This window comes from Pandoraea sp. (assembly GCF_004297875.1).
GTDB lineage: Bacteria > Pseudomonadota > Gammaproteobacteria > Burkholderiales > Burkholderiaceae > Pandoraea.
Map to the genome: position 1 here is coordinate 116,514 of NZ_SCSK01000048.1, position 22,893 is coordinate 139,406.

The 22,893-nt window shown below is 65.0% G+C and carries 24 protein-coding genes; 9 read left to right on the forward strand and 15 right to left on the reverse strand.

The window, feature by feature from the left end:
- Positions 1-51: 51 nt before the first annotated feature.
- Positions 52-537, reverse strand: a complete 486-nt coding sequence (gene dps, locus EPN80_RS14980; protein ID WP_293028852.1) for a DNA starvation/stationary phase protection protein Dps — start codon at positions 535-537, stop codon at positions 52-54.
- Between the two features lie 228 nt (positions 538-765).
- Positions 766-1,677 (reverse strand): LysR family transcriptional regulator, encoded by a 912-nt coding sequence (locus tag EPN80_RS14985; protein ID WP_293028855.1) that lies wholly within the window; start codon positions 1,675-1,677, stop codon positions 766-768.
- A 157-nt stretch (positions 1,678-1,834) separates the two neighbouring features.
- Between EPN80_RS14985 and EPN80_RS14990 the strand changes: the two genes are divergently transcribed.
- The 7 genes from EPN80_RS14990 to EPN80_RS15020 all read left to right on the forward strand — a co-directional run bounded on the left by EPN80_RS14990 (position 1,835) and on the right by EPN80_RS15020 (position 8,755).
- Positions 1,835-3,169 (forward strand): MFS transporter, encoded by a 1,335-nt coding sequence (locus tag EPN80_RS14990; protein ID WP_293028857.1) that lies wholly within the window; start codon positions 1,835-1,837, stop codon positions 3,167-3,169.
- A complete protein-coding gene (locus tag EPN80_RS14995) occupies positions 3,166-3,684 on the forward strand; it encodes a 4-vinyl reductase (protein WP_293028860.1) in 519 nt (172 codons plus the stop codon). Before EPN80_RS14990 ends, EPN80_RS14995 begins: the two co-directional genes overlap by 4 nt.
- Positions 3,681-5,003, forward strand: coding sequence for an aromatic ring-hydroxylating dioxygenase subunit alpha (locus EPN80_RS15000; protein WP_293028864.1), 1,323 nt, complete (start codon positions 3,681-3,683; stop codon positions 5,001-5,003). The genes EPN80_RS14995 and EPN80_RS15000 overlap by 4 nt, the downstream gene beginning before the upstream one ends.
- 151 nt (positions 5,004-5,154) lie before the next feature.
- Entirely contained in the window at positions 5,155-6,144 is a 990-nt protein-coding gene (locus tag EPN80_RS15005; RefSeq protein WP_293028867.1) for a 2Fe-2S iron-sulfur cluster-binding protein, read from the forward strand.
- 40 nt (positions 6,145-6,184) lie between these two features.
- Positions 6,185-7,519 carry an aromatic ring-hydroxylating dioxygenase subunit alpha gene (locus EPN80_RS15010; protein ID WP_293028870.1) on the forward strand — a complete coding sequence of 445 codons (1,335 nt, stop codon included), beginning with the start codon at positions 6,185-6,187 and terminating at the stop codon, positions 7,517-7,519.
- Positions 7,516-7,998: an aromatic-ring-hydroxylating dioxygenase subunit beta gene (locus EPN80_RS15015; protein WP_293028872.1), complete on the forward strand. Its 483-nt coding sequence runs from the start codon at positions 7,516-7,518 to the stop codon at positions 7,996-7,998. The genes EPN80_RS15010 and EPN80_RS15015 overlap by 4 nt, the downstream gene beginning before the upstream one ends.
- A 34-nt stretch (positions 7,999-8,032) precedes the next feature.
- Entirely contained in the window at positions 8,033-8,755 is a 723-nt protein-coding gene (locus tag EPN80_RS15020; RefSeq protein WP_293028874.1) for an SDR family oxidoreductase, read from the forward strand.
- 10 nt (positions 8,756-8,765) lie between these two features.
- On the opposite strand, the gene EPN80_RS15025 is transcribed toward EPN80_RS15020, so the two are convergent.
- From EPN80_RS15025 to EPN80_RS15085, 13 genes are all read right to left on the reverse strand, one after another.
- A complete protein-coding gene (locus tag EPN80_RS15025; RefSeq protein WP_293028877.1) occupies positions 8,766-9,248 on the reverse strand; it encodes a type II secretion system protein in 483 nt (160 codons plus the stop codon).
- 40 nt (positions 9,249-9,288) lie between these two features.
- Entirely contained in the window at positions 9,289-9,699 is a 411-nt protein-coding gene (locus EPN80_RS15030; RefSeq protein ID WP_293028879.1) for a type II secretion system protein, read from the reverse strand.
- On the reverse strand, positions 9,674-10,171 hold the full coding sequence (locus tag EPN80_RS15035; protein WP_293028881.1) for a type II secretion system protein: 498 nt from the start codon (positions 10,169-10,171) through the stop codon (positions 9,674-9,676). The genes EPN80_RS15030 and EPN80_RS15035 overlap by 26 nt, the downstream gene beginning before the upstream one ends.
- Positions 10,168-12,663, reverse strand: a complete 2,496-nt coding sequence (locus EPN80_RS15040; RefSeq protein ID WP_293028884.1) for a secretin N-terminal domain-containing protein — start codon at positions 12,661-12,663, stop codon at positions 10,168-10,170. The genes EPN80_RS15035 and EPN80_RS15040 overlap by 4 nt, the downstream gene beginning before the upstream one ends.
- 2 nt (positions 12,664-12,665) lie before the next feature.
- On the reverse strand, positions 12,666-13,190 hold the full coding sequence (locus EPN80_RS15045; protein ID WP_293028886.1) for a hypothetical protein: 525 nt from the start codon (positions 13,188-13,190) through the stop codon (positions 12,666-12,668).
- Positions 13,187-13,744 carry a hypothetical protein gene (locus EPN80_RS15050; RefSeq protein ID WP_293028889.1) on the reverse strand — a complete coding sequence of 186 codons (558 nt, stop codon included), beginning with the start codon at positions 13,742-13,744 and terminating at the stop codon, positions 13,187-13,189. The genes EPN80_RS15045 and EPN80_RS15050 overlap by 4 nt, the downstream gene beginning before the upstream one ends.
- Positions 13,741-14,244, reverse strand: coding sequence for a hypothetical protein (locus tag EPN80_RS15055; protein ID WP_293028891.1), 504 nt, complete (start codon positions 14,242-14,244; stop codon positions 13,741-13,743). The genes EPN80_RS15050 and EPN80_RS15055 overlap by 4 nt, the downstream gene beginning before the upstream one ends.
- A complete protein-coding gene (locus EPN80_RS15060) occupies positions 14,234-14,968 on the reverse strand; it encodes a hypothetical protein (RefSeq protein WP_293028894.1) in 735 nt (244 codons plus the stop codon). The genes EPN80_RS15055 and EPN80_RS15060 overlap by 11 nt, the downstream gene beginning before the upstream one ends.
- Positions 14,949-16,589: a GspE/PulE family protein gene (locus EPN80_RS15065; RefSeq protein WP_293028896.1), complete on the reverse strand. Its 1,641-nt coding sequence runs from the start codon at positions 16,587-16,589 to the stop codon at positions 14,949-14,951. The genes EPN80_RS15060 and EPN80_RS15065 overlap by 20 nt, the downstream gene beginning before the upstream one ends.
- Entirely contained in the window at positions 16,586-17,761 is a 1,176-nt protein-coding gene (locus tag EPN80_RS15070; RefSeq protein WP_293029146.1) for a type II secretion system F family protein, read from the reverse strand. The genes EPN80_RS15065 and EPN80_RS15070 overlap by 4 nt, the downstream gene beginning before the upstream one ends.
- Positions 17,761-18,246: a transglycosylase SLT domain-containing protein gene (locus EPN80_RS15075; RefSeq protein ID WP_293028899.1), complete on the reverse strand. Its 486-nt coding sequence runs from the start codon at positions 18,244-18,246 to the stop codon at positions 17,761-17,763. Before EPN80_RS15075 ends, EPN80_RS15070 begins: the two co-directional genes overlap by 1 nt.
- Positions 18,247-18,249: 3 nt before the next feature.
- Positions 18,250-18,678, reverse strand: coding sequence for a type II secretion system major pseudopilin GspG (gene gspG / locus EPN80_RS15080; protein ID WP_293028902.1), 429 nt, complete (start codon positions 18,676-18,678; stop codon positions 18,250-18,252).
- A gap of 120 nt (positions 18,679-18,798) precedes the next feature.
- Entirely contained in the window at positions 18,799-19,530 is a 732-nt protein-coding gene (locus tag EPN80_RS15085) for a DsbC family protein (protein ID WP_293028905.1), read from the reverse strand.
- 352 nt (positions 19,531-19,882) lie between these two features.
- Between EPN80_RS15085 and EPN80_RS15090 the strand changes: the two genes are divergently transcribed.
- Both EPN80_RS15090 and EPN80_RS15095 read left to right on the forward strand, forming a co-directional pair.
- On the forward strand, positions 19,883-20,566 hold the full coding sequence (locus EPN80_RS15090) for a response regulator transcription factor (protein WP_293028908.1): 684 nt from the start codon (positions 19,883-19,885) through the stop codon (positions 20,564-20,566).
- Positions 20,563-22,884, forward strand: coding sequence for a transporter substrate-binding domain-containing protein (locus EPN80_RS15095; protein ID WP_293028910.1), 2,322 nt, complete (start codon positions 20,563-20,565; stop codon positions 22,882-22,884). Before EPN80_RS15090 ends, EPN80_RS15095 begins: the two co-directional genes overlap by 4 nt.
- Positions 22,885-22,893: the final 9 nt, after the last annotated feature.

Sequence of the window (22,893 nt, forward strand, 5' to 3'; positions counted from 1 at the left end):
GGTTTCCTTGCCGGCGAGTCGGCTGCCGGGCCCACGCCCGGCAGCAACGGATCAATTGGAGCGGTGATGCGCTTCGACTTTCCACAAATACTCGTCGACACCGCGCGAGATTTCGGTGAATAGATCGGACGTCGTCGGATCGTCGAAATCGGCCGACGCCTTGATCGCTCCGCGCACCTGCTCGCCGAAGGCAGCCAACGCGGCGGCCAGTGCGAACACGTGTTCGGCGCCGTCCTTGACTTGCAGCGGATACGGGTTGAGCGGAGTCGTCTTGGCAACATGCTCGACGCGTCCGTCGGCCGTGCCGCCCAGCGCGACAATACGCTCGGCACACAGATCGGCCCACTCGAGCGATGCGCCATGCACTTCATCGAACAGCAGATGCAAGGCGATGAAGTTGGGTCCATGCACATTCCAATGGGCTTGCTTGGCATGACGTTGCACATCGATCGCCGTCGCCAGGGACTGGCCGAGCAGATTGATCGATTGCAAACGAATTTCCTCGGGGAGGGTGTTACGGGTGGGATATAGCGCCATGCTGTCTCTCCTAGCAAAGAACGCCGGCGATCTGCCGGCGGCAAACCTGGCGGGCGCGCGACCGGGCGGCGCCGCCGAGCGGTAAGTCACAGATGCGGGATAGCCGGCTCCAGCGAGCCGGCACCGTCAGGCGATGGACCATTCTAGCAGGCTGCCGCGACAGCCAGGGCGTCTTCGCACGAAGAAGACGCGACACCGCGGACGCGGCGATCGCACCGGGCCATGGCATCACTTGCCGAACATCTCCAGCAGCAAATCGCGCAGCCATCCCACCGCCTGATCGGCGTCAAAGCGCGGATGCCAATACACGTTGACGTCGATGCTCGGCAGCGCCACCGGGATTTCCAGCAAGCGATAGGCGCGCCCCCGATTGAAGCGCTCGGCGATGCTGCGCGGCAGGAGCACGGCCAGATCGGTGCCGCGAACGATTTCCGGCGCGACGGTAAAGTGCGGCAAGCGCAATACGATATGACGATGCACTCCACTTTCCATGAGCCACTGCTCGACCATGCGATGGCCGGTTGCATTCGACGGCACGAACACGTGCTTCATTTTCAATAGCGTGGCCAGCGTCAGCTTGCGGCCCGCCTGCGGATGGCGCGCCCGCACCATGCACACGTGGCTGTCGCTGAACAGGTGCTGCGTCGCACAGTTGCGCTCCAGTCCCGGCAGATAGCCGATCGCCAAATCGATCTCGCGCGAGCGCAACGCATCGGCCAGCCTGTCCACCGGCACTTGCAGGACCTCCAGCTTCACGCCTGGCGCTTCCTGCTCCAGGCGCGCCAGCAAGGGCGGCAAAAAGAAGAACTCCGACATATCCGACATCGCCAGCCGGAAGGCTCGCGCGGCCGTGCGCGGATCGAAATGTTCCTGGGCCTGCAACGTGGTGCGAATCAAGGCCAGCGCTGTGTTGATCGGCTCGAACAGCCGCTCGGCGGTTGCCGTCGGCTCCATCCCGGCGGGCGTGCGCACGAACAGCGGATCGTCCAGCAAGCGGCGCAGGCGCGCCAGCGCATGGCTCATGGCCGGCTGGGTCAGGCCCAAATGCTCACCGGCGACCGTCAGGCTGCCTGACTCCCAGATCGCGAGAAACACGCGCAGCAGATTCAAATCGACCGAATTCAAATTCTTTTCATTCATGATTTCCATTTTTAACATTCATTTGACAAATGTATCACGCAGAATCTATCGTCGCCATCAATAAAAACAAACAGTGGGTGCCAGCCCTCGGCCAGGCATCCCGGGTTCAGCGATCTGCCGTGTATTTTCAGCATTACCCTTTCCCAAGGAGACAAAGATGGGTTTTGAAACAACGGTTGCATCCGTCCCGACCCCCGTCCCCGTGCCCGGCGCCGCCTTGCGGCGAACCGTGCTCACCTCGGTGGTAGGCCAGGCGCTCGAGTGGTACGACTTTTTTCTGTACGGCACGGCCGCCGCGCTGGTGTTTGGCAGGCTTTTCTTTCCGGTCGGCGCAGATCCGCTGATCGGCACCATCCTCGCTTTCGGCGGCTTCACCGTCGGCTTCATTGCCCGCCCCATCGGCGGCGTGGTATGCGGACACCTGGGCGATCGCATCGGCCGCAAGCGAGTGTTGATGCTGACCTTTATGGCAATGGGCTGCGCCACCTTCGCCATGGGCTTGCTACCCACCTATGCGCGCATCGGTGTCTGGGCGCCGGCTTTGCTGATTGCGTTGCGAGTGGTGCAAGGTCTGGCCGCCGGCGGCGAATGGAGCGGCAGCATCCTGGTGATCAGCGAGAACGCCCCGCCCGCGCGGCGCGGCTTTCTCTGCGCCTGGAGTCCGGCCGGCGCCACGCTGGGGTTCGTGTTGTCGTCGTTTGCCTTTCTGCTGACCCAGTCGCTGTCGCACGAGGCCTTCATGGCATGGGGCTGGCGGCTGCCGTTTCTGGCCAGCGTGCTGATCATCGTGCTCGGCATTTACGTGCGCACGCGGATTCCGGAAAGCGCGGAATTCGTCAGGGTCGCCGACGCGGGCGAGCGCGTGCGCACGCCGTTGCTCGAAGTGATCCGGCGCCACCCCCGGCAATTGCTGATGGTGATGGGATTGCGCTTCGGCGAGGGCGGCGCCTCGTATGTGTTCTTTGCATTTTCACTGGCCTATGGCAAATTCCTTGGCCTGCCCAACACCCTGCTGCTCGGCGCGGTGACTGCCTCGATGGTGCTGCTGATACCGGCCGCGCTATGGTTTGGCCATCTGTCGGACCGTATCGGTCGACGCCCGGTTTATGCGTTCGGCGCGCTGGGCATCATGGCCGTGGCGTTTCCGTTTTTTCGGCTGATTCACACGGGCCACCCGTGGCTGATCGTGCTGGCGTTCGTGCTGGCCAACGGCGTCGTGCTTGGCGCGCTCGAAGGCGCCCAACCCGCCTATATGAGCGAACTGTTTCCCACCGGCGTTCGCTATTCCGGCCTCGGACTCGGGCGCGAGGTGTCGTCCGTGCTGGGCGGCGGCCTGTCGCCCGTGGTGGCTACCGCGCTGCTGGCTCATTATCGCCAGGCCTGGCCGGTGGCAGTCTATCTGGTGCTGCTCGGCGGCATCACGGCGTTGTCGCTGTGCTTCACGCCGGAGACCTTGCCTCACGAACAGCGCATCGTGGAGCAGGTTGCATGAGCGCTATCGTGCAACGGCTGGTGTTCGATACCGCGGCCGGTGAAATTCGCGATGGACAGCGGCGCTACGTGCTGATGCGGCCCGATGTACTGATGGGCGCGCTGCACGAGCTCGACGGGAAGACCCGGCAGCGCGTGCTGGCGGCCCTTGCGACTTCCACCGAACGCAACGGCGGGCGAAGCGTGCGCGCTTATGCAAGCCTCGACCGAGGCACCGCCCTGCTCGACACGATGTGCGACACGGCCGCCGGCCTGGGCTGGGGGCGTTGGCACATGAGTCTCGGCGCAGACCGGCTGGACCTGACCGTGCACAACAGTCCCTTCGCGCAGGGACATGGCAAGGCCGCACGTCCAGTGTGCGCTCCCATTGCCGGCATGCTCGGCAGCGTCGCCGCCATGCTTTTCGAAGGTCCTGTACTGGTCGAAGAAACCGGCTGCGCGGCGCATGTCGCCAGCCCTGTTTGCCGCTTCGTCGCTCGCGCGCAAAGCGGCGTCTCACTCGCAATGCAATCATGAATTCAATCTCGTATCGCGACTGCCCCGACGCCATTCGCACCTTGATCGATGCCGACCGCGTGCATCGCGACGTCTATCTCGACGCAGAGCTGTTCGCACTCGAAGCCGAACGACTGTTTGCCCGCGCCTGGCTATACGTGGGGCACACCAGCCAGACTCCCGCGGCCGGTGATTACCTGACGACCACACTGGCCGATCAGCCCGTCATCATGATCCGGCAGGGGGACGGCACGGTGCGCGTGCTGCTCAACCGCTGCGCGCACAAGGGTGCGATGGTGCTCTCGTGCGCCTCGGGCAACGCCGGGAAATTTTTGCGTTGCCCCTATCACGCCTGGACTTACAAAACCGACGGCAAACCCCTGGGCGTGCCGTTGCGCAATGGTTATGAAGGCACGCGGCTGCACGAGTGCGAGGCCGGTGCCGGGCTGACCAACGTCGCCACCGCTGTCTATCGCGGTTTTGTGTTTGCGCGCCTGGCGTCCGAGGGTCGCTCTTTCGAGGACTATGCCGGTGCCATGCTGGCCGTTTTCGATAACCTGGCCGACCGCTCGCCTGCCGGCGAATTGCGCGTGAGCGGCGGCTGCCTGCGCAGCGTGATGCAGTGCAACTGGAAGATCTACCTTGAAAACGTCATCGATGCCGTGCACCCCGTCTCGACCCATGAGTCGGCCTGGCAGCCGGCGCGTGAGGTCGCAAGCGAATGGCCGGCGCACCAGCCACGTCCCATGGCACTCGAGCAACTGCTGCCATTCGGCGCAGGCTACGACTTTTTCCAACAGGCTGGCGCGCGCGTCTACCCGCAGGGGCACTGCATTCTCGGCACCCGGGCCAGCATCCACTCAGGGTATGACGCCTTGCCCGGTTATGAAGATGCGCTGTGCCGCGCGCATGGCCAGCAGCGCGCGCACGAAGTATTGAGCTTCACGCCGCAAAACGCCGTGCTGTTCCCAACCCTGGCGCTCAAGAGCGCACCCCAGACACTGCGTGTGATCCGGCCGCTCGCGGTCGACAGGACACTGGTAGAAATTTGGGCGCTGGCGCCGCAGGACGCGCCACCGGAGCTGCTGCGCCGCACGCTCACCTACAACCGCTTGACGTTCTCGCCGATGTCGATGGTCGCCCACGATGACATCCACGTGTTCGAGACCCTGCAAAAGTCGCTGGCCGGCAACGGCAACCCCTGGGTCAGCCTGCATCGCGAGCATCGCGCGCAGCAGAGCGAAGCGGCCTCGGCCGACATTAGCGGCACGAGTGAAGATCTCATGCGCAATCAGTTTCGCGCCTGGCTTGAGGCGATGACTTCAAGCGCCCAGCCATAAGCGCATCGCCAGCCCCCCCCCGTAATCACGGCAGCTTGACAGGCACATGCATTTGCTGTTGAATGTTTACATGAATATTCATATATATTGATATAAACATTTATTCAGCGGCGTCGAGCGCATCGCCCGGAGACAAAGATGGAGCAGTTTGATGACGGCCAATCCTGAGATCCCGCTTGAATTGCGCGTGGACGGCATACGCGCGTTAAGCCCGCAGATCATCGCATTGCGACTGTGCGCCGCCGATGGCGCCCCGCTGCCCGGCTTCACCCCGGGCGCCCACGTGCAAGTCGAGGTCGCACCTGGCGGCATGCGGCAATGGCGTCATTATTCGCTTGTCAATTTCGATATCGACGGACACGCCACACAAGCGCCCGACGCCTATCTGATCGCCGTGCGGCGCGAGGACCAAGGCCGCGGCGGATCGCGCTGGCTACACACCGAGGTGCGCGCCGGCGACATATTGCGCGTGCTCCCGCCGCAAAACGACTTTCCAATGACGGCCTGTCGCGACGCCGTGTTGATTGCTGGCGGCATTGGCGTGACGCCGCTGACGGCGATGGCCACGGCGCTGGCGGCCGCGGGGCATGATTTCTCGCTGCACTACAGCGGACGCAGTATCGCGCAACTGGCATTTACGGCCGAATTGCGGGCCCTGGCCGCAGAGCGCCTGCATCTGTACGGCGACGACGATCCCGCGCACCGCCTGGCGTTGCCGCGCCTGCTTGCGGCGCTGCGTCCCACGCAACCGCTTTACGTCTGCGGCCCGAAGGGAATGATCGACGCGGTGATTTCCCAGGCGAGCGCACTCGGCTGGGCTCGCGAGGACATTCATGTCGAGTTGTTCACCACCGCTGAACCCCGGGCCGGCGATGCCGGCTTCGAGGTGGAATTGCGTCAATCGGGTGTGGTGCTGTCGGTGCGGCCCGAACAAACCATTCTCGATGCCATGCTCGATGCGGGGCTCGATCCGCTCTATGACTGCAAGCGCGGCGAATGCGGCGTATGCCAGACGGCCGTGCTCGAGGGAGCGGTCGAACATCGCGATTACTGCCTGAGCGAGCGCGAGAAGCAGGCCGGACAAGTGATGCAGATCTGCGTCTCGCGCGCACGCGGGACGCGCCTTGTACTTGACGCCTGAGCCAGTGCCCCATTCCGAACCGAACCACGAGGTGACAGCCATGCCGCATTACCGAGACGACGATCGCGCGCTTGCCGCTCTGGTGGAGCCCGATCAAGTGCATCGCGACGTCTACATCGATCAGGAGATTTTCGATCTTGAAATGGAACGCCTGTGGGCGCGCACCTGGATCTATGTGGGCCACACGAGCCAAATACCCGGCGCGGGCGACTACCTGAGCGCGGACATCGCGCGCCGGCCGCTACTGCTGGTCAGGCAGCCCGATGGCGGCGTCCGGGTGCTGATGAACCGGTGCGCGCACAAGGGCGCCAAACTGGTATCGAACCCCAGCGGCAATACGGGCAAGTTCTTTCGGTGCCCGTATCACGCCTGGACCTACAGAACCGATGGCGCGCCGCTGGCGATTCCCCTCAAGGCGGGCTACGAAGGCACGCGGCTGTCGGCCTGCCCGTCAGGCAAGGGGCTCACGGCAATCGAGCACGTCGAGGTCTACCGAGGGTTCGTCTTCGCCCGGCTGGCCGACGAAGGTCCGGCGTTTGGGGAATATTTCGGCGAGTCGCTCTCCTCGATCGACAACATGGCCGACCGCTCGCCCGAGGGCGAACTTGAAATCGCGGGAGGTTGCCTGCGTTACCTGCACAACTGCAACTGGAAGATGTTCGTCGAAAATCTCAATGACACGATGCATCCGATGGTCGCGCATGAGTCATCGGCCGGCACCGCCAGGCAACTCTGGGACGGGCAGCCGCCCGACGCGCCCAAGCCGATGGCCATCGAGCAATTCGTGCCGTTCGTGTCCGACTACCAATTCTTCGACGGCATGGGGGTGCGCGTGTTCGACAACGGGCATAGCTACACCGGCGTGAACTTCTCGATCCACTCCAACTACGCGGCGGTGCCCGGCTATGAAGACCAGCTCACGCAGGCCTGGGGGCAGGCCAAAGCGCGAGACGTGCTGGGCACCGCGCGGCATAACACGGTCTATTATCCGAGCCTGACCATCAAGGGCGCGATTCAGGCGATTCGCGTAGTACGCCCGCTCGGCCCCGAGCAAACGCTGATCGAATCGTGGACGTTCCGTCTCAAAGGGGCTCCCGAGCAACTGCTGCAGCGCACCGTGAACTACTCGCGCCTGATCAATTCCCCGATGTCGGTGGTCGGACACGATGACCTGCATGCGTATCGCGCGATTCAGGAAGGATTGCATGCCGACGGCAACGAGTGGGTCAGCCTGCACCGCGATTTCCGCGCCGATGAAGCGGCGCAGACACCGTGCACGGCCAACGGCACCAGTGAAATTTCGATGCGCAACCAGTTTCGTGCCTGGGCCCGCTATATGGCGCCAGGCCCCGTTTCCGGAGAAAAATCCGCATGAATATTCCCGCTTCAATGCGCGACGCGTTGGTTGATTTCGTCTATGACGAAGCGCGCCTGCTCGACGAAAAGCGTTTCGACGCCTGGTATGAGCTGTTCACCGACGACGGGCTATATTGGATTCCGCTCTCGGCCGAGCAGCAGGACGGCCTGAACCACGTTTCGTTGATGTATGAGGATCGCCTGCTGCTCAAGCTGCGCATCGAGCGGCTCAAGCAGCCGCGCGCTTTTTCACAGCAACCGCCGAGCCGCTGCCTGCATGTGCTGCAGCGCCCGCAGGTCGACGGCGCCGATAACGGCTGCTACCGATTGCGCACGCCGATGACCTACACCGAGACGCGCGGCGACGAGCAGTTGATGTTCGCCGCCACGGTGCTGCACGAACTCGTCGAGCGCGACGGCAAGCTGATGATGCGCTGCAAGCGGGTCAACCTGCTCAACGCCGACGCCGCCCTGCCCTCCATCCAGCTTTTCATGTGAGACCAACCGTCATGCCATCGACAGGATTACGCCCATGAGCCGCGTTGCCATCGTCACTGGCGGCAGCGCCGGTATCGGCAAATCGATCTGCCACCACTTGCTTGACGCCGGCTACGAGGTCGTTTCGCTGGCCCGCCGCGGCGCCGACTTCTCCCATCCCAAGTTGCATTCGATCGAGGTCGACCTCGCCGATGCAGCCGCCACGTGCGACGCGGCCCAGGCCGTCACGCAACGCTTCGAGGTCTCGACGCTTGTGCATAACGCGGGCGTGATCCGCCCGGCATTGCTGCCGGAGGTATCGCTGGACGATCTCGCCGCGCTCAATCACTTGCATCTGGGCGCGGCCATCACGCTCGCGCAAGCGGCACTGCCGGCCATGAAGGCACAGGGATTCGGGCGCATCGTGCTGATTTCCTCGCGCGCCGCGCTCGGTCTGGCCACGCGCACGGCGTATTCGGCCACCAAGGCGGGCATGCTGGGCATGGCACGCACCTGGGCTCTCGAACTGGGACCGTACGGCATCACTTCGAACGTGGTGGCCCCGGGTCCGATCCAGACCGACATGTTTCATGAGGTCGTCCCCGCGGGCAGCGAGAAAGTCACGCAAATCGCTGCCGGGATTCCTGTCAAGCGCCTTGGGCAAGCCGACGACGTGGCCCGTGCGGTGATGTTCTTTGCCGCGCCGGAAAACAGCTTCGTCACCGGCCAGGTGCTCTACGTGTGTGGCGGCACCAGTGTCGGCAGCCTGGCGCTTTGAGCGGCCGGGGTCAACCCGAGCGACGCAGGCATGCTTCGGGCGGCGCCGGCGGCACGCGCGTGTCGGCCGGCAGGAAATGCCATTCCCGGTAATGCTGCTTGCCAGCGAAGGCGCGGTACCCGGCAGGAAAGTTGGCCTGTTTGTAAGGCGATGCATCGCTCGTGCTGTACACCCCGCGCAGATTGCCCAGTTCGTCGCGCAGCTCGCCCCAGGCCGTTTTGCCGGTCATCGGATCGGCATAGACATGGCGCAGATGCCGCTGCGTAACACCGCCCAGACGGTGATCGTCGAGCAGCGCCTGCAGGTCGGGCGGATAGCACCCCGGCACCGGGCCGCTGGCGTAATAGCGGCCGATGGCGCGCGCGATCTGATCGCCGGCAAACAGCAATTGCGCCTCTTTCTCGCGTTGCGCGCCGACGGCTCGCGAGCCAGCCACCTGGTAGAGCCAGGCGCCGGCGATAGCGATCGCCACGAGCACGCCCAGGTACGCCATGCCACGCTGGGCCTGCCGTGCACGCGTTCGTCCGGTTTGCCTACCATTGCGCATAGGGACTGCCCTCGCTGGAGGTTTTCTGCGAGCCGCTGCGCACGTCGCGAATGCCCTGCGCCGCTTCACCCTGCGTGGCCCAGGTGTCGTGCCGGCCGGTGATCGGGTCGAGCGGAATCTCCCGCAGATAGCGATCGCGCACCAGGTCGTCGAGCGCCTCCGGTCCCTTGGCACGGTCTTGCCGATATTGGTCGAGCGCCTCGCGCATGCCGCGCAGATTATGCTTGAGCACCACTTCCTCGGCCCGCGTGGTGTGCCTGAAGTAACGCGGCGTCGCCAGGCTGAGCAGCGTGGCGACGATCGCCATGACCACCAGCAGCTCGATCAGCGTAAAGCCAAGCCGCGCGCGCGGCCGACGCCGGGCTCGCTTGTCACCATTGCCTGTAGGGTATGCCATTGAGGCCCTCTCCTTCACTCTTCGATAGCACGTCGAACACGTCCTTGCCCGCGCTCGGTGCATCGGCCGGACTGCCGTAGCTGCGTAACTGCCACGTGTGCGCGGCGCTCAAGTCGGGGCAATCGCAGGTCGGATCGCGCGGGATGCGCCGCAGAAAGTACAGCCGCTGGCCGTTCGGATCGGTCTTGTCGGGCACGCCGTCGACCAATGCCTCGAGGCTTGGCGGATACCCGCTGTCGTCGATCGATTTGTCGATCCGCCCCGCCTCGGCGGCTTGCTTGTACGCATCGATCCCCTGGCGAATCTCGCGCAGCGCGCGCTGCAACTGGGTCTCCCGCTCGCGGCGAACAGTTTGTTCGGTCAGCGGCAGCGCGAGCGCTGCGAGCGTCGCCATCAACGTGAGCGCCACCAGGATTTCGATCAGCGTGAAGCCGCGCACCTTCGCCGCGGCGCTTGCCAGGCGCGGAGTCATAGCAGTCGGACCACATCGGTGCCCGGCCAGCCCAAGCCCGGCACCGCGAGCATGCCGCCCGGAATGGGCCCGCCCGCATGCTGCCAGGGCACTGCGCGGCGGGCGTCATACACAGGCCCGGCCGGACTGGCGGGCCGGTTCGACATCTTCGCCTTGCGATGCGCGCTCGGGCCTTGCAACGAGAGGGCCGGACCGGCCAGGCTCGTGCGCGCTCGCGCGGCAACCGCTCGAGTGGCCGCGCGCGCAACATCGTGCACCGTCGTCGCGCCTTGACGCCAGGCCCGCCACGACTGGACCGCCGCTGAGCGCGAGGCGTCGAGCGCAGCGACCATGCCTGCGGACGTCGTGGCCAGATTGCGGGCTCTTGCGTAACGCTTGGCCGCACGAACCGGTTCGGCAAGCCGGGGCGCCCGAGGAGTTTGCATGGCTCCCGAGCGGCTGTTCGCCGGCGCGGACTGCGCGGCCATTACCGTCTGTCCGGCGTGTGACGCCTGCAGGCCGGTGGACGGCAAAGCAGTGCGATGGTGCCCAGGCTGGGCGCCGGGCCCGGTGGCCGGATGAGACGCGGCCAAGGCAGGTGCCAATTGCGCAGCTCGTACGCGTGGCACCGACAGCGGCGGCGGCAACGACACCGCCCCCGCGCCGACCACCGGTGCGGCGCCCGGTCCCGCAGGGGCCGTCTCGGCGTCGCCCGGCGGAGCCAGCGGCGGCGGCGTCTCGGTGGCGCGCAGCGAAAGCGCGTCATCGCCCGGGCGGGCTTCGCTGCCGGTCAGAAACGTGGTGACGTGGGCGCCCGGCAAGTCCAGCCCGCGCTCGATACGCGGCGTGATTACCAGCACGATTTCGCTCTTTTCGGTCGAACCGTCGCGCGCACCGAACAGCCGGTCGAGCAGCGGCACCTGGCTGGCACCCGGCAAGCCAGTGCGCACGTCCTTTTCGGTGCGGCTGATCAGACCGGCGAGCACTTGCACCTCGTTGTTGCGGGCGGTCAGCGTGGTCTTGGCCGAGCGGTTGTTGACGCGGTAATACTTGGCTTTCTTCGGCGACTCCTCGTAATGGCCAAGGCTGCTGACGGTGAGGTCGACATCCACCGAAATCTCGCCATTCAGGCTGATGGTCGGCTGAACGTTGAATTTCAAGCCGACGTCCTGCATGTCGACCTTTTCCACCGCACCGCCGCGATCGGTCAGGATGTTGGTGATCACCGGGATGCGCTGGCCGATGACGATCTCAGCCTTCTTGCCGTTTTTCACGCGAATCTGCGGATTGGCCAGCACTTGGGTGCTATCGGATTTTTGCAGCATGCTCAGCGCCAACCCTTTTTGCGAGCCGAGATTGACGAACATATCGTTCGAGGTCAGTCCCTTGACAAGATTCAGCGGAATCTCGGCGGTCTTGCTTCCGATGCCCACGCCGATTTCCTGCGGATATTTGATCCCCAGGTTGAGCAAGTCACTACTGTTGACCTCGAGTACCTGCACATCGAGCGTAACTTCCGCTTCGGGCCGGTCGAGCGCCTGCACCAGTCGCTCGGCCAGCGCAATCGATTCAGGCACATCGCGCACCACCACGGCGTTGATGCGCTCGTCGACGTGCAGGTCGCGGATCTTCAGCATGGTGCGCAGCGCGCTGCCCACTGATTTGCCATCCGCATGACTCAGGAAGAAAGTCTTCACCGCAATGTCGCGATACTCCTTTTCCTTGGTGGCCTTGGCCGGATAGATCAGCAGCGTATTGTGGTTGAGTACCTTCTTGCGCAGCTGGTTGGTGACCAGCAACAGGTTGATCGCGTCCTCGGCGGTCGTATTGCTGGCCGAAATACTCGCAGTGGCGCTTTTCGGCACTTCGCTGTCGAAAATGAAGTTGACCTTCGCCAACTGCGAAATGGTCTCGAAAATGCCGATCAGGTTATGCTCGCGAAAGCTCAGCGACACCGGCTTGCGCAACTTACGGTCGAGCGACGGCGAGAGCATTTCCTGCTCGGCGATCTGGCGCATCAGCGCGTCGCGCAGCGTCAGCGCCTGCGGCCATGACGGCTGCTCCTCGAGCACCTGCTGCACGCGCTTGAGCGCTTCCTTCGGGTCGCTCGTCTTCATCGACTCGGCCTGTGCCAGCACGCGGCGCAAATGCATGCGCGCCTGCAGGCGCTCGATCTCCTGACGAGCCTGCAGATTGCCGCCGTCATACGTCAGGATGCTCTGGAACCTGGCCAGCGCGGTGTTTTCATCGCCTGCCTGCATCGCGGCCTGCGCCTCCTTCTGATACTGGCTGACCAGCAGGTCGACCTTGCGGTGCACGGCGGTTTTCAGGCGCAGGTCTTCCGGAGCCTTTTCCTGTGCGGCCTGCAGGCGTTGCACGGCCGGCTCCAGATCGCCATTGCGCGACAGCGCCACGCTGTCATGCAGTGCCTGGGTGGCGGCACAGCCTCCCAGCACGGGCAGGATCGCCAGCGCCGCACACCATTTTTTTAGGTTGGTTTTCAAAGTTGACATGATTAAAACCCAGGTTTTTCCACCGTATCACCGAGCGACAGCGTCTGCTGCGCTTGGGTGGGCAAGTAAGTAAAAGTCAGTTGCCGATCGTCGATTTTGTCCAACCGATAGAGGTTGGCAACGGTATCGCCGAGCGCCAGTTTGTCCGTCGCGCCGCACACCCGGCACACGATGAATATCCGGTCGTGCACGGCGAGCACCAATTGGCGCTCGCCGTCTTCCCACCACACGCCGATGAACCGGAACGGCAGCGGCGGGGTCGACGGCGCGGCTGGCGCAGGCAGCACCAGCGCCTGCACCGGCGGTTCTTCGAGCCGTCCCTGATTCGGGAACAGATCGACCGCGTTGGGCGTCGCCGTCGGGCTCGCGCCGGCCGGCGCTGGCGCGGTGGGCAACGTCGGAGCTCGCGCCGGTCGCACGACGGGCTGTGGTGCATCGGCAACGTCGCCGTCACCCAGGAACATCGTGTATCCGACCGCCGCTGCCGTCAGCAGCAAGGAAACGTACAGATAACGAGGCAATTTCATGACTCGCCCTCCTGCCGCACGGTAATCCGCAGGGCAACGGTCAGCACCGTATCGGCCGGCGAGCTGCGCGTGAACGAGAGTGTCTCCACGCCGAGCGCCGGCAGCTTCGCCAGTTCGGTCAACGCGCCGCGTACGGCCCGATAGTCCCCGGTCAGCGGCAGCTCGACCGACCACCGTTGAGCGCCATCACCGGCACCGCCGGGCAGTTGCCGGTAAGCGGCTTCGCGTACGAACAAACCCCGCCGCTGCAGCACGTCGTAGGCTTCCTGCAGGCGCGCCTGCAGCGACTTGCGTGCCTGCTCGCTGAGCTCGCCCGCCGGGCGTGCCGGTGTCGGCAGCGGTACCGCCAACGCGCGCTGGACCGCCGCGTATTGGCTCTGCACCGCCTGCAGACGAGGTTTCAGCACGCAGCGCTCAGTCGCGACCAGCGCCACCAGCACGGTTACCGCCAGCACCCCGCCCCGCCCAAGACGTGCGCCGGCACGTTGACCGGCCCAGCGCAGGCGAGCAGCATCGAGCGCCGGCAGACGGAATTGACATGACAGGCGCTTCATGACCAATTCACCGTCAGGGATGCCTGCAGCGCCCACTCGGGCGGCTGGCGTTCGTCGAACGCATGGCGCTCGAGCGTCACGCGCGCGCGGTTTTGCTTGAGTCGCTCGACAAAACCAAACAACGCATCGAGCGACTGCGCCGATAGTTGCACCTGGGCCCGGCGCTGCGCCGCGTTCAGATCGAGCTTCACGAGGCTGATGTCGGCACGCCATGCCGCTTCGAGCGCCGCCAGCATCGGCAGCGGATCGACCAGTGGCGCAGCCGCCTCGGCGCGCCCGGCCGAGGCGGCTTGCCGCGCCGCGCGGCGCGCCGCCTCGAGCGCCTTTTCGTGGCGAGCGAGCCGCGCTTGCGCGGCCTGCAATTGGGCACGTTGCGTCGACAGCGCGGCAGCATCCTGCCAAACGCCATACGAGACCGGCATCGCCGCGGCGGCAACCACGGCGATCACCAGCATCGCGCAGCGGCGACCAGGACGGAAGTCGTACAGATCAGCACGCATGCGCGCCTCCTTCGGGCAGGGCGAGCCACCCCATCGGCCCGTCTGCCACCCGCACGGCCGCCGGCAAGCGGCCCAGCATGGCGCAGGCCGCGGCGATCTGCCGCCGCAGATCGTCGTGCGCGAAGCACAGCGTAAAGGCGTCTTCCCAGCGGTTTTCGCGCCGCGCGACGAAGCTGCAGGCGCCGGGCTGCGGCACGGCCAACAAGGCGTCGGCAGGCAGCCTGCGCGCGTGGTGCAGCAACGCATCGGCGGCCAGCGCCCGGCACGCGCCGCGGCGCAGGCGATGACGGCGCATCAACTGGTCGATACCGTGCAGCAGATCGCGCTCCGCAGCCGCGGCCAGGCATGGCTCGCCGTAACGGCCGGCTTCGATCCACACCGCCAGGCGCTCGGCCGGCACCCCGCTGCGTTGCGCCAGCAACGCGCCGGCATACGCCTGCCATTGGGCCTGAGTGGCGAGCCCCGCTTGCCAGGGAAGCACCATGTAATGCACGTGCGGAAAACCAAGCAACACGTTCAGGCGGTCCAAGCCGCGCCACACCTGGCCGCGCCCGGCGGCGCCCAGCAGCGCATCGAGCCCGGCGAGCGCGTCGCCCGCTGGGCAAGTGCTGCTGGCGACGGTCTTGCCGGCTACCGCTTGCCGCGGCCAGACCCGGGCCGGCGTCGATACGAGGCCGGCCGCCCCGGTCAGCACGGCGGTGTGCTCAATCCACGGAAATGACACGCTGCACCTCCTGTAAGGTCGTCAGGCCCCGCCGCACGGTCTGCAAGGCGACTTCGCGCAGCGGCAAAAAGCCGTCGCTTTGGGCAATCGCCCGCAATTCGCGGGTCGGTGCGCGCTGCAGCATGGCGTCCTTGAATGCGTCGCTGCACTTGAGCACCTCGGCTACCGCCACGCGCCCGCGATAACCGGTATGACGGCAGGCATCGCAGCCCCGCCCGGCCATGAATTCACCATGGCCAAGGCGCTTGAGCCCCAGCCCCCAGGCGGCGAGGGTCTCGCTGTCGGGCAAGGCCGGTCGCGCGCACTCGTCGCATACGCGCCGCACCAGGCGCTGCGCGACCACGCCATTGAGCGCTTCGAGCAGGCTGGCCGGCTCGACGTCCATGTACATGAAGCGTTCTAGCACGCTGAACACGCCGTTGGCATGCACCGACGACAGCACCAGATGGCCGGTCAGAGCCGCCTGCACGGCGATGCCGGCGGTCTCGCCGTCGCGGATTTCGCCCACCAGGATGATGTCGGGGTCGTGTCGCAGAATCGAACGCAGTCCACGCGCGAAAGTCAGCCCTTTCTTGTCGTTGACCGGGATCTGCAGCACGCCGGCGAGCTGATACTCGACCGGATCCTCGATCGTGATGAGCTTGGCCTGGCCGTCGTTGATTTCCGACAGCGCCGCGTACAGGGTGGTGGATTTGCCGCTGCCGGTGGGCCCGGTCACCAGCACCATGCCGTGCGGCGCGCGCCCGAGCTGGCGGATGCGTGCCAGCGTGCCGTCGTCGAAACCGAGCGCTTCGAGACGGATGTTCTGGTCCTGCGATTTGTCCAGCACGCGCAGCACGGCGTCCTCGCCGTGAATGCTGGGCATGATGGAGACGCGGAAGTCGACGCCGCGACGCTGGATCGACGCCTTGAAGCGCCCGTCCTGCGGCACGCGCCGCTCGGCGATGTCCATCGCGCCGAGCACTTTGATGCGGGAGATCACCTGTTCGGCGGTGTCGGCGCCGCCCACCTGCGTAATGTGATGCAGCACGCCGTCGATGCGGTACTTGACGACCATGCCGCCCGGAATGCTCTCCAGGTGAATATCGCTGGCGCGGCTCTGCAATGCATCGAACAAGGTCGAGTTGAGCAGTCGCACGACGACGTTGTCGTCCTTCGCGATGCTCGTCAGCGAGATCTCCGGCACGGCGTCGTCGGTCGCCTCGGCAGTGCCGTCGTGTTTGAAGCGATCGATCGCGCGTTCCTGCGATTCGACCTGCCGCAGCCTGTGCGCGACCTGCCCCGGCAAGCTCATCGCCAGCCGCGCGGCGCAGGCCTGAGCCCGCAGTTGGGCCCAGCCTCGGATGGCCGGACTGAACGGATCGGCCAGCACCAGCCAGGCGACGCCGTCGATTCGCAGCGGCAAAACCTGGTGCGTCAGCGCTTCGGCCAGCGGCACCTGCTCGAAATCGCTCGTCGCGTTCGCAACCACCTCCGGCGCGATGTCGGCCAGGCCGAGCAACGCGGCAACCTCAGCCAACCGGCCCGGCTCGGCGGCCAGAGCGTCGCGCAGCGTCGTGGCGAAATCGCCCTCGCGCGCGGCGGCGTCAAGCCATGGGGGTAATGCAGCAGTCTGGTTCATGAGACACTCCCTGCCATTTCGAAAATCGGCATATAAAGCAAAAACACGATGAGCCCGATCAGGCCCCCTACCAACAGCATCAGCACGGGCTCAAACACCTTGCTGAACATTTCGATGGCGCGCTCGAGCGCCTCGTCGTGGAATTGCGCGATGCGCTCGCACATGCCCGGCAGGTCGCCGCTCTTTTCACCCACGCGCAGCAGCCGGGCGGCAATCGGCGTGGTCAGCCGACGGCGCTCCAGCGAGGCCGACAGTGCCTGGCCTTGCCTCACGTCCTCGATGGTCTGACGCAGTTCCTCGCGCGTGGCCTGCGGCAGCAGACCGCCGGTGAGCGCAAGCGCCTCGACCACCGGCATGCCGCCTTGCAGCAGCAACCCCAGCGTTCGGTAAAAGCGCGTCAGGATGAACAACGTGCGTTGCTGCCTCAGACGCGGCACGCGCCACAGGCAGTTCGCCAATTTCGCTCTCACTGGGGCGGTGCGCAGCACGGCGACCGTGCCCGCCACGATCAGCATCAGACCCAGGCTCAATGCCAGGCCATGCTCGTTGACCAGACGGCCCCACCACACCATCAACCGGCCGGTGAACGCCAGATCGCGCATGCCGCTGAATACCGTGGCGAAGCGCGGCACGACGAAGCCCAGCAGAAACACCAGGATCAAGCCACCCACCCCGATCACCGCGCACGGGTAGATCAGCGTGCCTTTGACTCGCTTGCGCAGCGCCTCGACCCGCAGTTCGTAGTGGTTGAAGCGGCGCAGAGCCTGCGGCAGTTGTCCGGTGTGCTCGGACGAGGCGACGCTGGCCACCAGCAACGACGGAAACACCGCCGGTTGCCCGGCCATCGCCTGCGAGAGCGTCTGGCCCTGGTACAAGGCGTTGAGCAGGCTTTGCAGCACGTGTGCCTGCGGCGCGGACGCGGCTTTTTCGTGCAGTGTCTGGATCGCCTCGACCAGCACCAGCCCTGCGTCGAGCAGCGCCACGAGTTCCTGCACGAACAGCGTCAGGGAAAATGTCTGGCGTGCACCGCGCAGGCCGCGCCGGACGTCGAGCTTGAGCACTTGCATCCCTTCGGCGGCACACAGGCGCCGGGCCTCGTCGGGATCGGCGGCCTGCAGCCGGCGGGAATGAACGGCACCCTGGTGCAGCACCAAAGCGTTGTATTCCTGCATCACGGTTCTCTCGTCGAAACCGCCACAGCGCCGGGCATTGGGGCCGAACGCAGCGGGCCGTAACGTGCCCAGACCTTCTGCGCGTAGCGCTGGCGCAGGAACTCGCGATTGGGCGCGGTGCCGGCGTTGTAGGCGCCCACCGCTCGCCAGTTGTAGCCTTCGCGCCGGATGAAGTCGGCCAGAATCCACGCGCCCACCATCACCGAGGTGCACGGTTCGTCGAGCAGTTTTTTCTCGGTGATGCCGAATTTGGCCAGGCGCGGCAGATGCCGGCTGTTGATTTGCATCAGGCCGATATCACGCGTGCCGTCGCGGTTTTTGTTGCGCGCCTTCGGGTCGAGCCCCGATTCGACGTGCGCCATCGCGTACAGCAGCGCGGGATCGATGTGGTATCGCGCGCCGGCCTCGCGCCAGCAGTCGGCGTAAGCCGGCAGCACGGCCGCGCACAGCGCGCCGGCAGCCAGCCACTTCAGGACGCGCTGCATGACTCAGAACCCGTAGACGATGTCTTTGCCGGCACCGGTGCCGCCCACCCGGCCATCGGCGCCAAGCGAGACGATTTCGGCATCATGATGGCCATTCTTGTCTCGCGCCGGATTGTGCAGCACGTACGGATTGCCCCACGGATCGGCCGGCACCGCACCGCTCAGATACGGGCCATGCCACCGGGGCTCATTGGACGGGCGCTCGATCAGCGCTTTGAGACCCGCCTCCTCGTCGGGATATCGCCCGGTGTCCAGACGGTATTGCCCCAGCGCATCGGCCAGGGTTTTCATTTGCCGCAGCGCTGTCTTTTCCTTGGCTTTGTCGAGCTCGGAGAACATCTTGGGCCCGACGTAGCCGGCCAGCAGCGCCATGATCAGCAGCACCACCAACAGCTCGAGCAATGTAAAACCTTTTTGCACAGTGCGTTGCATTGTTTACCTCTTGATTTTTGTATTCGAAGAAAGCCCTATTTTTCGAAAACACAGGGCACTTACCTAGTGGATTCCTTCCATCGCCAGCTTCAAAAGTGCCAAAGCTTCGTCGGAGTTTTCTTACTTGGCTGCTCTTGCCATCCGATCCAGCCGTTGCACGATCACGCTGCGCTCGGCATTGCCGTCGATACGGGTGCCATCCGGGAAGATCACGACGGGTGTGCCGCGGATGCCCAGGCGCTGTCCTAGCGCGCGCAGCGCTTCGGCCTGAGGCGCGCATGCAACGTTGGGCGTCGGAGCCTGGCGGCGCAGCATCCAGTCGTGCCAGGCGCGTGCGGGTTGCGCGCTGCACAACACTGCGCTGGTCAGTTCGACCGATTGCTGCGACAGGATCGGCAGCGCGAAGGTATGTATCGTGACGTCGTCGAGCGTGCGCAACGTCTGTTCCAGTTGTTGACAGTGGCGGCAATTGGGGTCGGCAAACACCGCGATGTGGCGGCTGCCGTGGCCGTTGACGGTTTGGATTGCCTGCGTGAGCGGCAGGTCCGACCAGGTAATCAGCGATAGTTCGCTGCGTCGGCGCTCAGTCAGATTTTCACCCGTTTGCGTATCGATCAGATCCCCGCTCAGCAGGTAGCGAGCGGTTTGATCGGCGTAGATGAAATCGCTGCCGATGCGGGCCTCGAACAGGCCCGGCACGGGCGCCTGACGCACTTCATCGATGCCCGCGCCGACGTGCGGCGCGAGGGCCGCCTTCACGCCCGCCAGTTCCGCCTGCCGGGCCGCGTAGTTGAGTGTGACGCCAGCGGCCAGGGCCACGCCAGTCAACGCAAGAATCGTACGTGTACGCATTAAGGGTTCTCCGCAAATGATGATCGTTACCGTCACCGGCGGTTGCCGCCGCCGGCCTGGTCGATCCGTCGTCGTTCATCGGAACAACGTCATTGTGGAAAACAGACGCACGACAAAACATGGGATTTGTCCCGAACACCACAGAAGAATCGAACGCGATGCCTCCAGGCGTCACTTCCAAGTGTCAGATGTTTCCTTTGGGATGCATCCCATATTCCCTGCCTTGAGCGGGAAATATCCTGCGATACATCGTGATCAACCAGGCGTTCGATGATCGCGACGCCGGCACGCTGCGCGGACTGCTCCGCGAGCACTGCCAGAACGTCAACGCTTTTGTCATTACGGACTTCTTATGGCCATCAATATCGTTATCGTTGAGGATTCCACGCTGGTTCGCAAAGGGCTGGTTTCGATCATCCAGGGCTTTACCGAGCGCTTCGGCGGCTTCGCCGGGCATGCCGGCGCCGAACACGAGTACCGCGTGGTCGCGGATGTATCGACGCCCAAGGAGCTGTATGCGGTGCTGGCGACCGAACGGGTCGACCTGGTATTGCTCGACTACTCCCTCGACCTGACTGAAGCGCAGGGAAATCCGATCAACGGCATCGACGGACAATCGCTGATCAAGTGGCTGCGCAAGCAATATCCCGGCACGGCACTGGTTGTCGTGTCGTCGCACCGCTCGCCGATCATCGTGCGCATGGCGCTTGAGGCCGGCGCGCTGGGCTACCTGAGCAAAGGCACCACGGAAGGGGTGTTGCACCAGGCGATTACCGCCGTGCTGCGCAACGAGGTTTTTGTCGAGCACAGCCTGCTCAAGGATGTGCTCAACAGTAATGTCACCGACGCCACCTTGAGCCAGAAGGAGATCGAAGTTCTGCGCCTGATCAGTAAGGGTCAGCGACTGACCGACATCAGCCGACAGATGAATCTGAGCATTAAGACCGTCAGCGCGCACAAGCTGCGCGCCATGGACAAGCTGAACGTATCGTCGGATCTGGCGCTGTATCGCGTCATTTCGGAAATGGCGCTGTGAGCCTGCCGCGCCTTCACCGTTGGCGCATGCTCGCGCCGCTGGCCCTCGCGCTTGGCATACTGGCCGGGCTTGTCGCACCTGCGTTCGCCGAAACCGTGCGCTACGGCATCGACCCGGCGTGGTATCCGCTCGAGTATCGCGACGCGCAGGGACGGCATCGCGGCATGACTGCCGATTATCTGGCCGACGTCGCGCGGCGCACCGGACTGGACTTCGAACTGGTGCCCACGCAAAGCTGGGCCGAGACGCTCGCCAAGCTCGAACGCGGCGAGATCGACATGATTCTGGCCGGCGGCGCGTCGGTGATTCGCGCGCGCGGCTTGCTGGGCACGGTCCCCTACTTCGATCAGTTGCCGGTCGTGGTGGTGCAGGCGGGTGCGCCGCATCTTAAGGACTTGGACGACGTGCGCGGCAAAATCGCCGTGCAATCGGACAGCTCGGCGCACTATTGGCTGATGAGCCTCGGCCGGCGTCGGGCGATTCTACCGACCGCCAACGCCAGTGAGGCAGTACGCGCCGTGGCCGCCGGGCAAGCCGAAGCGGCCGTCTTGTCGGCGGCGGTGGCCGCGCATTTGGCGCAAACCACGTTTCACAGCCGGGTACGGATTCTGACGCCGCCCTCGGGCGAGTCGACGCTGTCGATGGCGGTGCGCGCCGGCCGGGCGGATCTGCTGCCAGTGCTCAATCGCGCGCTGTCGTCACTGGAGGAAGCGCAGCATGCACGGATACAGGCACAGTCCGGCGTGGCCGAGCGCATCATGGTCGAAATGCCGTGGCGCTCGGTGCTGCGCCGGGCCGGTCCACCGGTGGCCGCCCTGGTGTTGTTGCTGAGCCTGTTCGTGTACTGGAATCGACGGCTGGCGCAGGCGCGGCGCGCCGCAGACGGGGCGAATTTGGCCAAATCGCGCTATCTGGCGGTGATGGGGCACGAGCTGCGCACGCCGCTGTCCGGCGCGATTTCGACGCTGGAATTGCTGCAGCGCAAGACCGGCGATCAGGGCCATGCGGGGCTGCTTGGCAACGTGTTGACGCTGGTGCGACACCAACTGACGATGATCGACGACCTGATCGATATGGAAAAAGCGTCGACCGGCCATTTGTGTATCAAGCCCGAGCCCTGCGATCTGGGCCGGGAACTGGAAGCCGCCGTTGCCCTGTTTCAGCCTCACGCCGAGCAAAAGCGCATTCACCTGGCGTATCACGAGATCACGCCGCTGCCGGCAATGCTGGAGATTGACGGCGCGCGCGTGCGGCAAATTCTGCATAACCTGCTCAACAACGCCTTTCGCTTTACCGATACCGGCAGCGTGACCGTGGCCGTGTCGACCGCGCGCGAGAACGGCAAGGACGTTTTCACGATGAGCGTGGCCGACACCGGCGTCGGCATTCCTGCGGAAAAGGTCGAACTGGTGCTGCAACCGTTCGTGCAGGCACACCAGAACAGCCCGACGCCACGCGGCGGCAGCGGTCTGGGGCTGGCGATTTGCCGGCAACTGGCGCACCTGATGGGCGGCTGGCTAAGGCTGACGAGCACCGAGCACGTTGGCACACGTGTGACGCTGAGCGTGCCGTTCGTCTCGCGCGACACCGCGCTCCATCCGGTTTTGCCCCTGGCGGGCCGGCGAGTTGGTCTGGACAAAATGCCAAACGTGCTCGAGCAGCGCATCTCAAAGCTCTTGCTCGACGCCGGTGCCACGGTGAGCGCGGCGGACGACGAAGGGCTCGACGCGCAAGTGACGGCGGCACCCTCGGCGCAAGGTGGTCTGCTGCTGTCGATCCTGGCCGGGCGTGGCGACGCCCGGGCACAATGCGCCGGGGCGCCGCTGTTCCTGCCGCGCACGTTTATCGAGCAATGCGTTTATGTGAGCGCCGGGCCGTCGACCGACGCCTCGGACAACGCCGTGGCGCGCGAGCCCAAGCACCGGGCGATTCTGCAGCGACGCCGCTTGCCGAACATGCTGCTGGTGGAGGATGACCCGTTTTTGCGGGAGGTCATGCGCCAGCAACTCGCAGAGCTTGCATTGGACGTGGAATTCGCTGCTGACGGCAACGCCGCGCTCGATGCGTGGCGGGCGCGACGCCACGACCTGGTGCTTACCGACATTAATGTACCGGGGCGCAACGGCATTGCGCTGGCGACCGAGCTGCGCAAGGCGCATGACGGCGTGGATAAGCCGCTCGTGATCATTGGCCAGACTGCCGATACAGACCCCTCGACCCGCCAGCACGCGCAGCAGGCAGGCATGCAGGAGCTGCTGCTCAAACCCGTGCGCAACGACGACGTGTGCCGCGTCATACAACGCTATTTCCCCGCCTGAGCGCCTGCG

Coding starts and splice junctions, on each gene's coding strand:
- EPN80_RS15045 (WP_293028886.1), bottom strand. CDS start 13,190: ATGAAATTGCCTCGTTATCTGTACGTTTCCTTGCTGCTGACGGCAGCG.
- EPN80_RS15070 (WP_293029146.1), bottom strand. CDS start 17,761: ATGCAGGAATACAACGCTTTGGTGCTGCACCAGGGTGCCGTTCATTCC.
- gspG (WP_293028902.1), bottom strand. CDS start 18,678: ATGCAACGCACTGTGCAAAAAGGTTTTACATTGCTCGAGCTGTTGGTG.
- EPN80_RS15020 (WP_293028874.1), top strand. CDS start 8,033: ATGAGCCGCGTTGCCATCGTCACTGGCGGCAGCGCCGGTATCGGCAAA.
- EPN80_RS14990 (WP_293028857.1), top strand. CDS start 1,835: ATGGGTTTTGAAACAACGGTTGCATCCGTCCCGACCCCCGTCCCCGTG.
- EPN80_RS15075 (WP_293028899.1), bottom strand. CDS start 18,246: ATGCAGCGCGTCCTGAAGTGGCTGGCTGCCGGCGCGCTGTGCGCGGCC.
- dps (WP_293028852.1), bottom strand. CDS start 537: ATGGCGCTATATCCCACCCGTAACACCCTCCCCGAGGAAATTCGTTTG.
- EPN80_RS15015 (WP_293028872.1), top strand. CDS start 7,516: ATGAATATTCCCGCTTCAATGCGCGACGCGTTGGTTGATTTCGTCTAT.
- EPN80_RS15005 (WP_293028867.1), top strand. CDS start 5,155: ATGACGGCCAATCCTGAGATCCCGCTTGAATTGCGCGTGGACGGCATA.
- EPN80_RS15085 (WP_293028905.1), bottom strand. CDS start 19,530: ATGCGTACACGTACGATTCTTGCGTTGACTGGCGTGGCCCTGGCCGCT.
- EPN80_RS14985 (WP_293028855.1), bottom strand. CDS start 1,677: ATGAATGAAAAGAATTTGAATTCGGTCGATTTGAATCTGCTGCGCGTG.
- EPN80_RS15055 (WP_293028891.1), bottom strand. CDS start 14,244: ATGCGTGCTGATCTGTACGACTTCCGTCCTGGTCGCCGCTGCGCGATG.
- EPN80_RS15065 (WP_293028896.1), bottom strand. CDS start 16,589: ATGAACCAGACTGCTGCATTACCCCCATGGCTTGACGCCGCCGCGCGC.
- EPN80_RS15025 (WP_293028877.1), bottom strand. CDS start 9,248: ATGGCGTACCTGGGCGTGCTCGTGGCGATCGCTATCGCCGGCGCCTGG.
- EPN80_RS15000 (WP_293028864.1), top strand. CDS start 3,681: ATGAATTCAATCTCGTATCGCGACTGCCCCGACGCCATTCGCACCTTG.
- EPN80_RS15035 (WP_293028881.1), bottom strand. CDS start 10,171: ATGACTCCGCGCCTGGCAAGCGCCGCGGCGAAGGTGCGCGGCTTCACG.
- EPN80_RS15030 (WP_293028879.1), bottom strand. CDS start 9,699: ATGGCATACCCTACAGGCAATGGTGACAAGCGAGCCCGGCGTCGGCCG.
- EPN80_RS14995 (WP_293028860.1), top strand. CDS start 3,166: ATGAGCGCTATCGTGCAACGGCTGGTGTTCGATACCGCGGCCGGTGAA.
- EPN80_RS15010 (WP_293028870.1), top strand. CDS start 6,185: ATGCCGCATTACCGAGACGACGATCGCGCGCTTGCCGCTCTGGTGGAG.
- EPN80_RS15090 (WP_293028908.1), top strand. CDS start 19,883: ATGGCCATCAATATCGTTATCGTTGAGGATTCCACGCTGGTTCGCAAA.
- EPN80_RS15050 (WP_293028889.1), bottom strand. CDS start 13,744: ATGAAGCGCCTGTCATGTCAATTCCGTCTGCCGGCGCTCGATGCTGCT.
- EPN80_RS15040 (WP_293028884.1), bottom strand. CDS start 12,663: ATGTCAACTTTGAAAACCAACCTAAAAAAATGGTGTGCGGCGCTGGCG.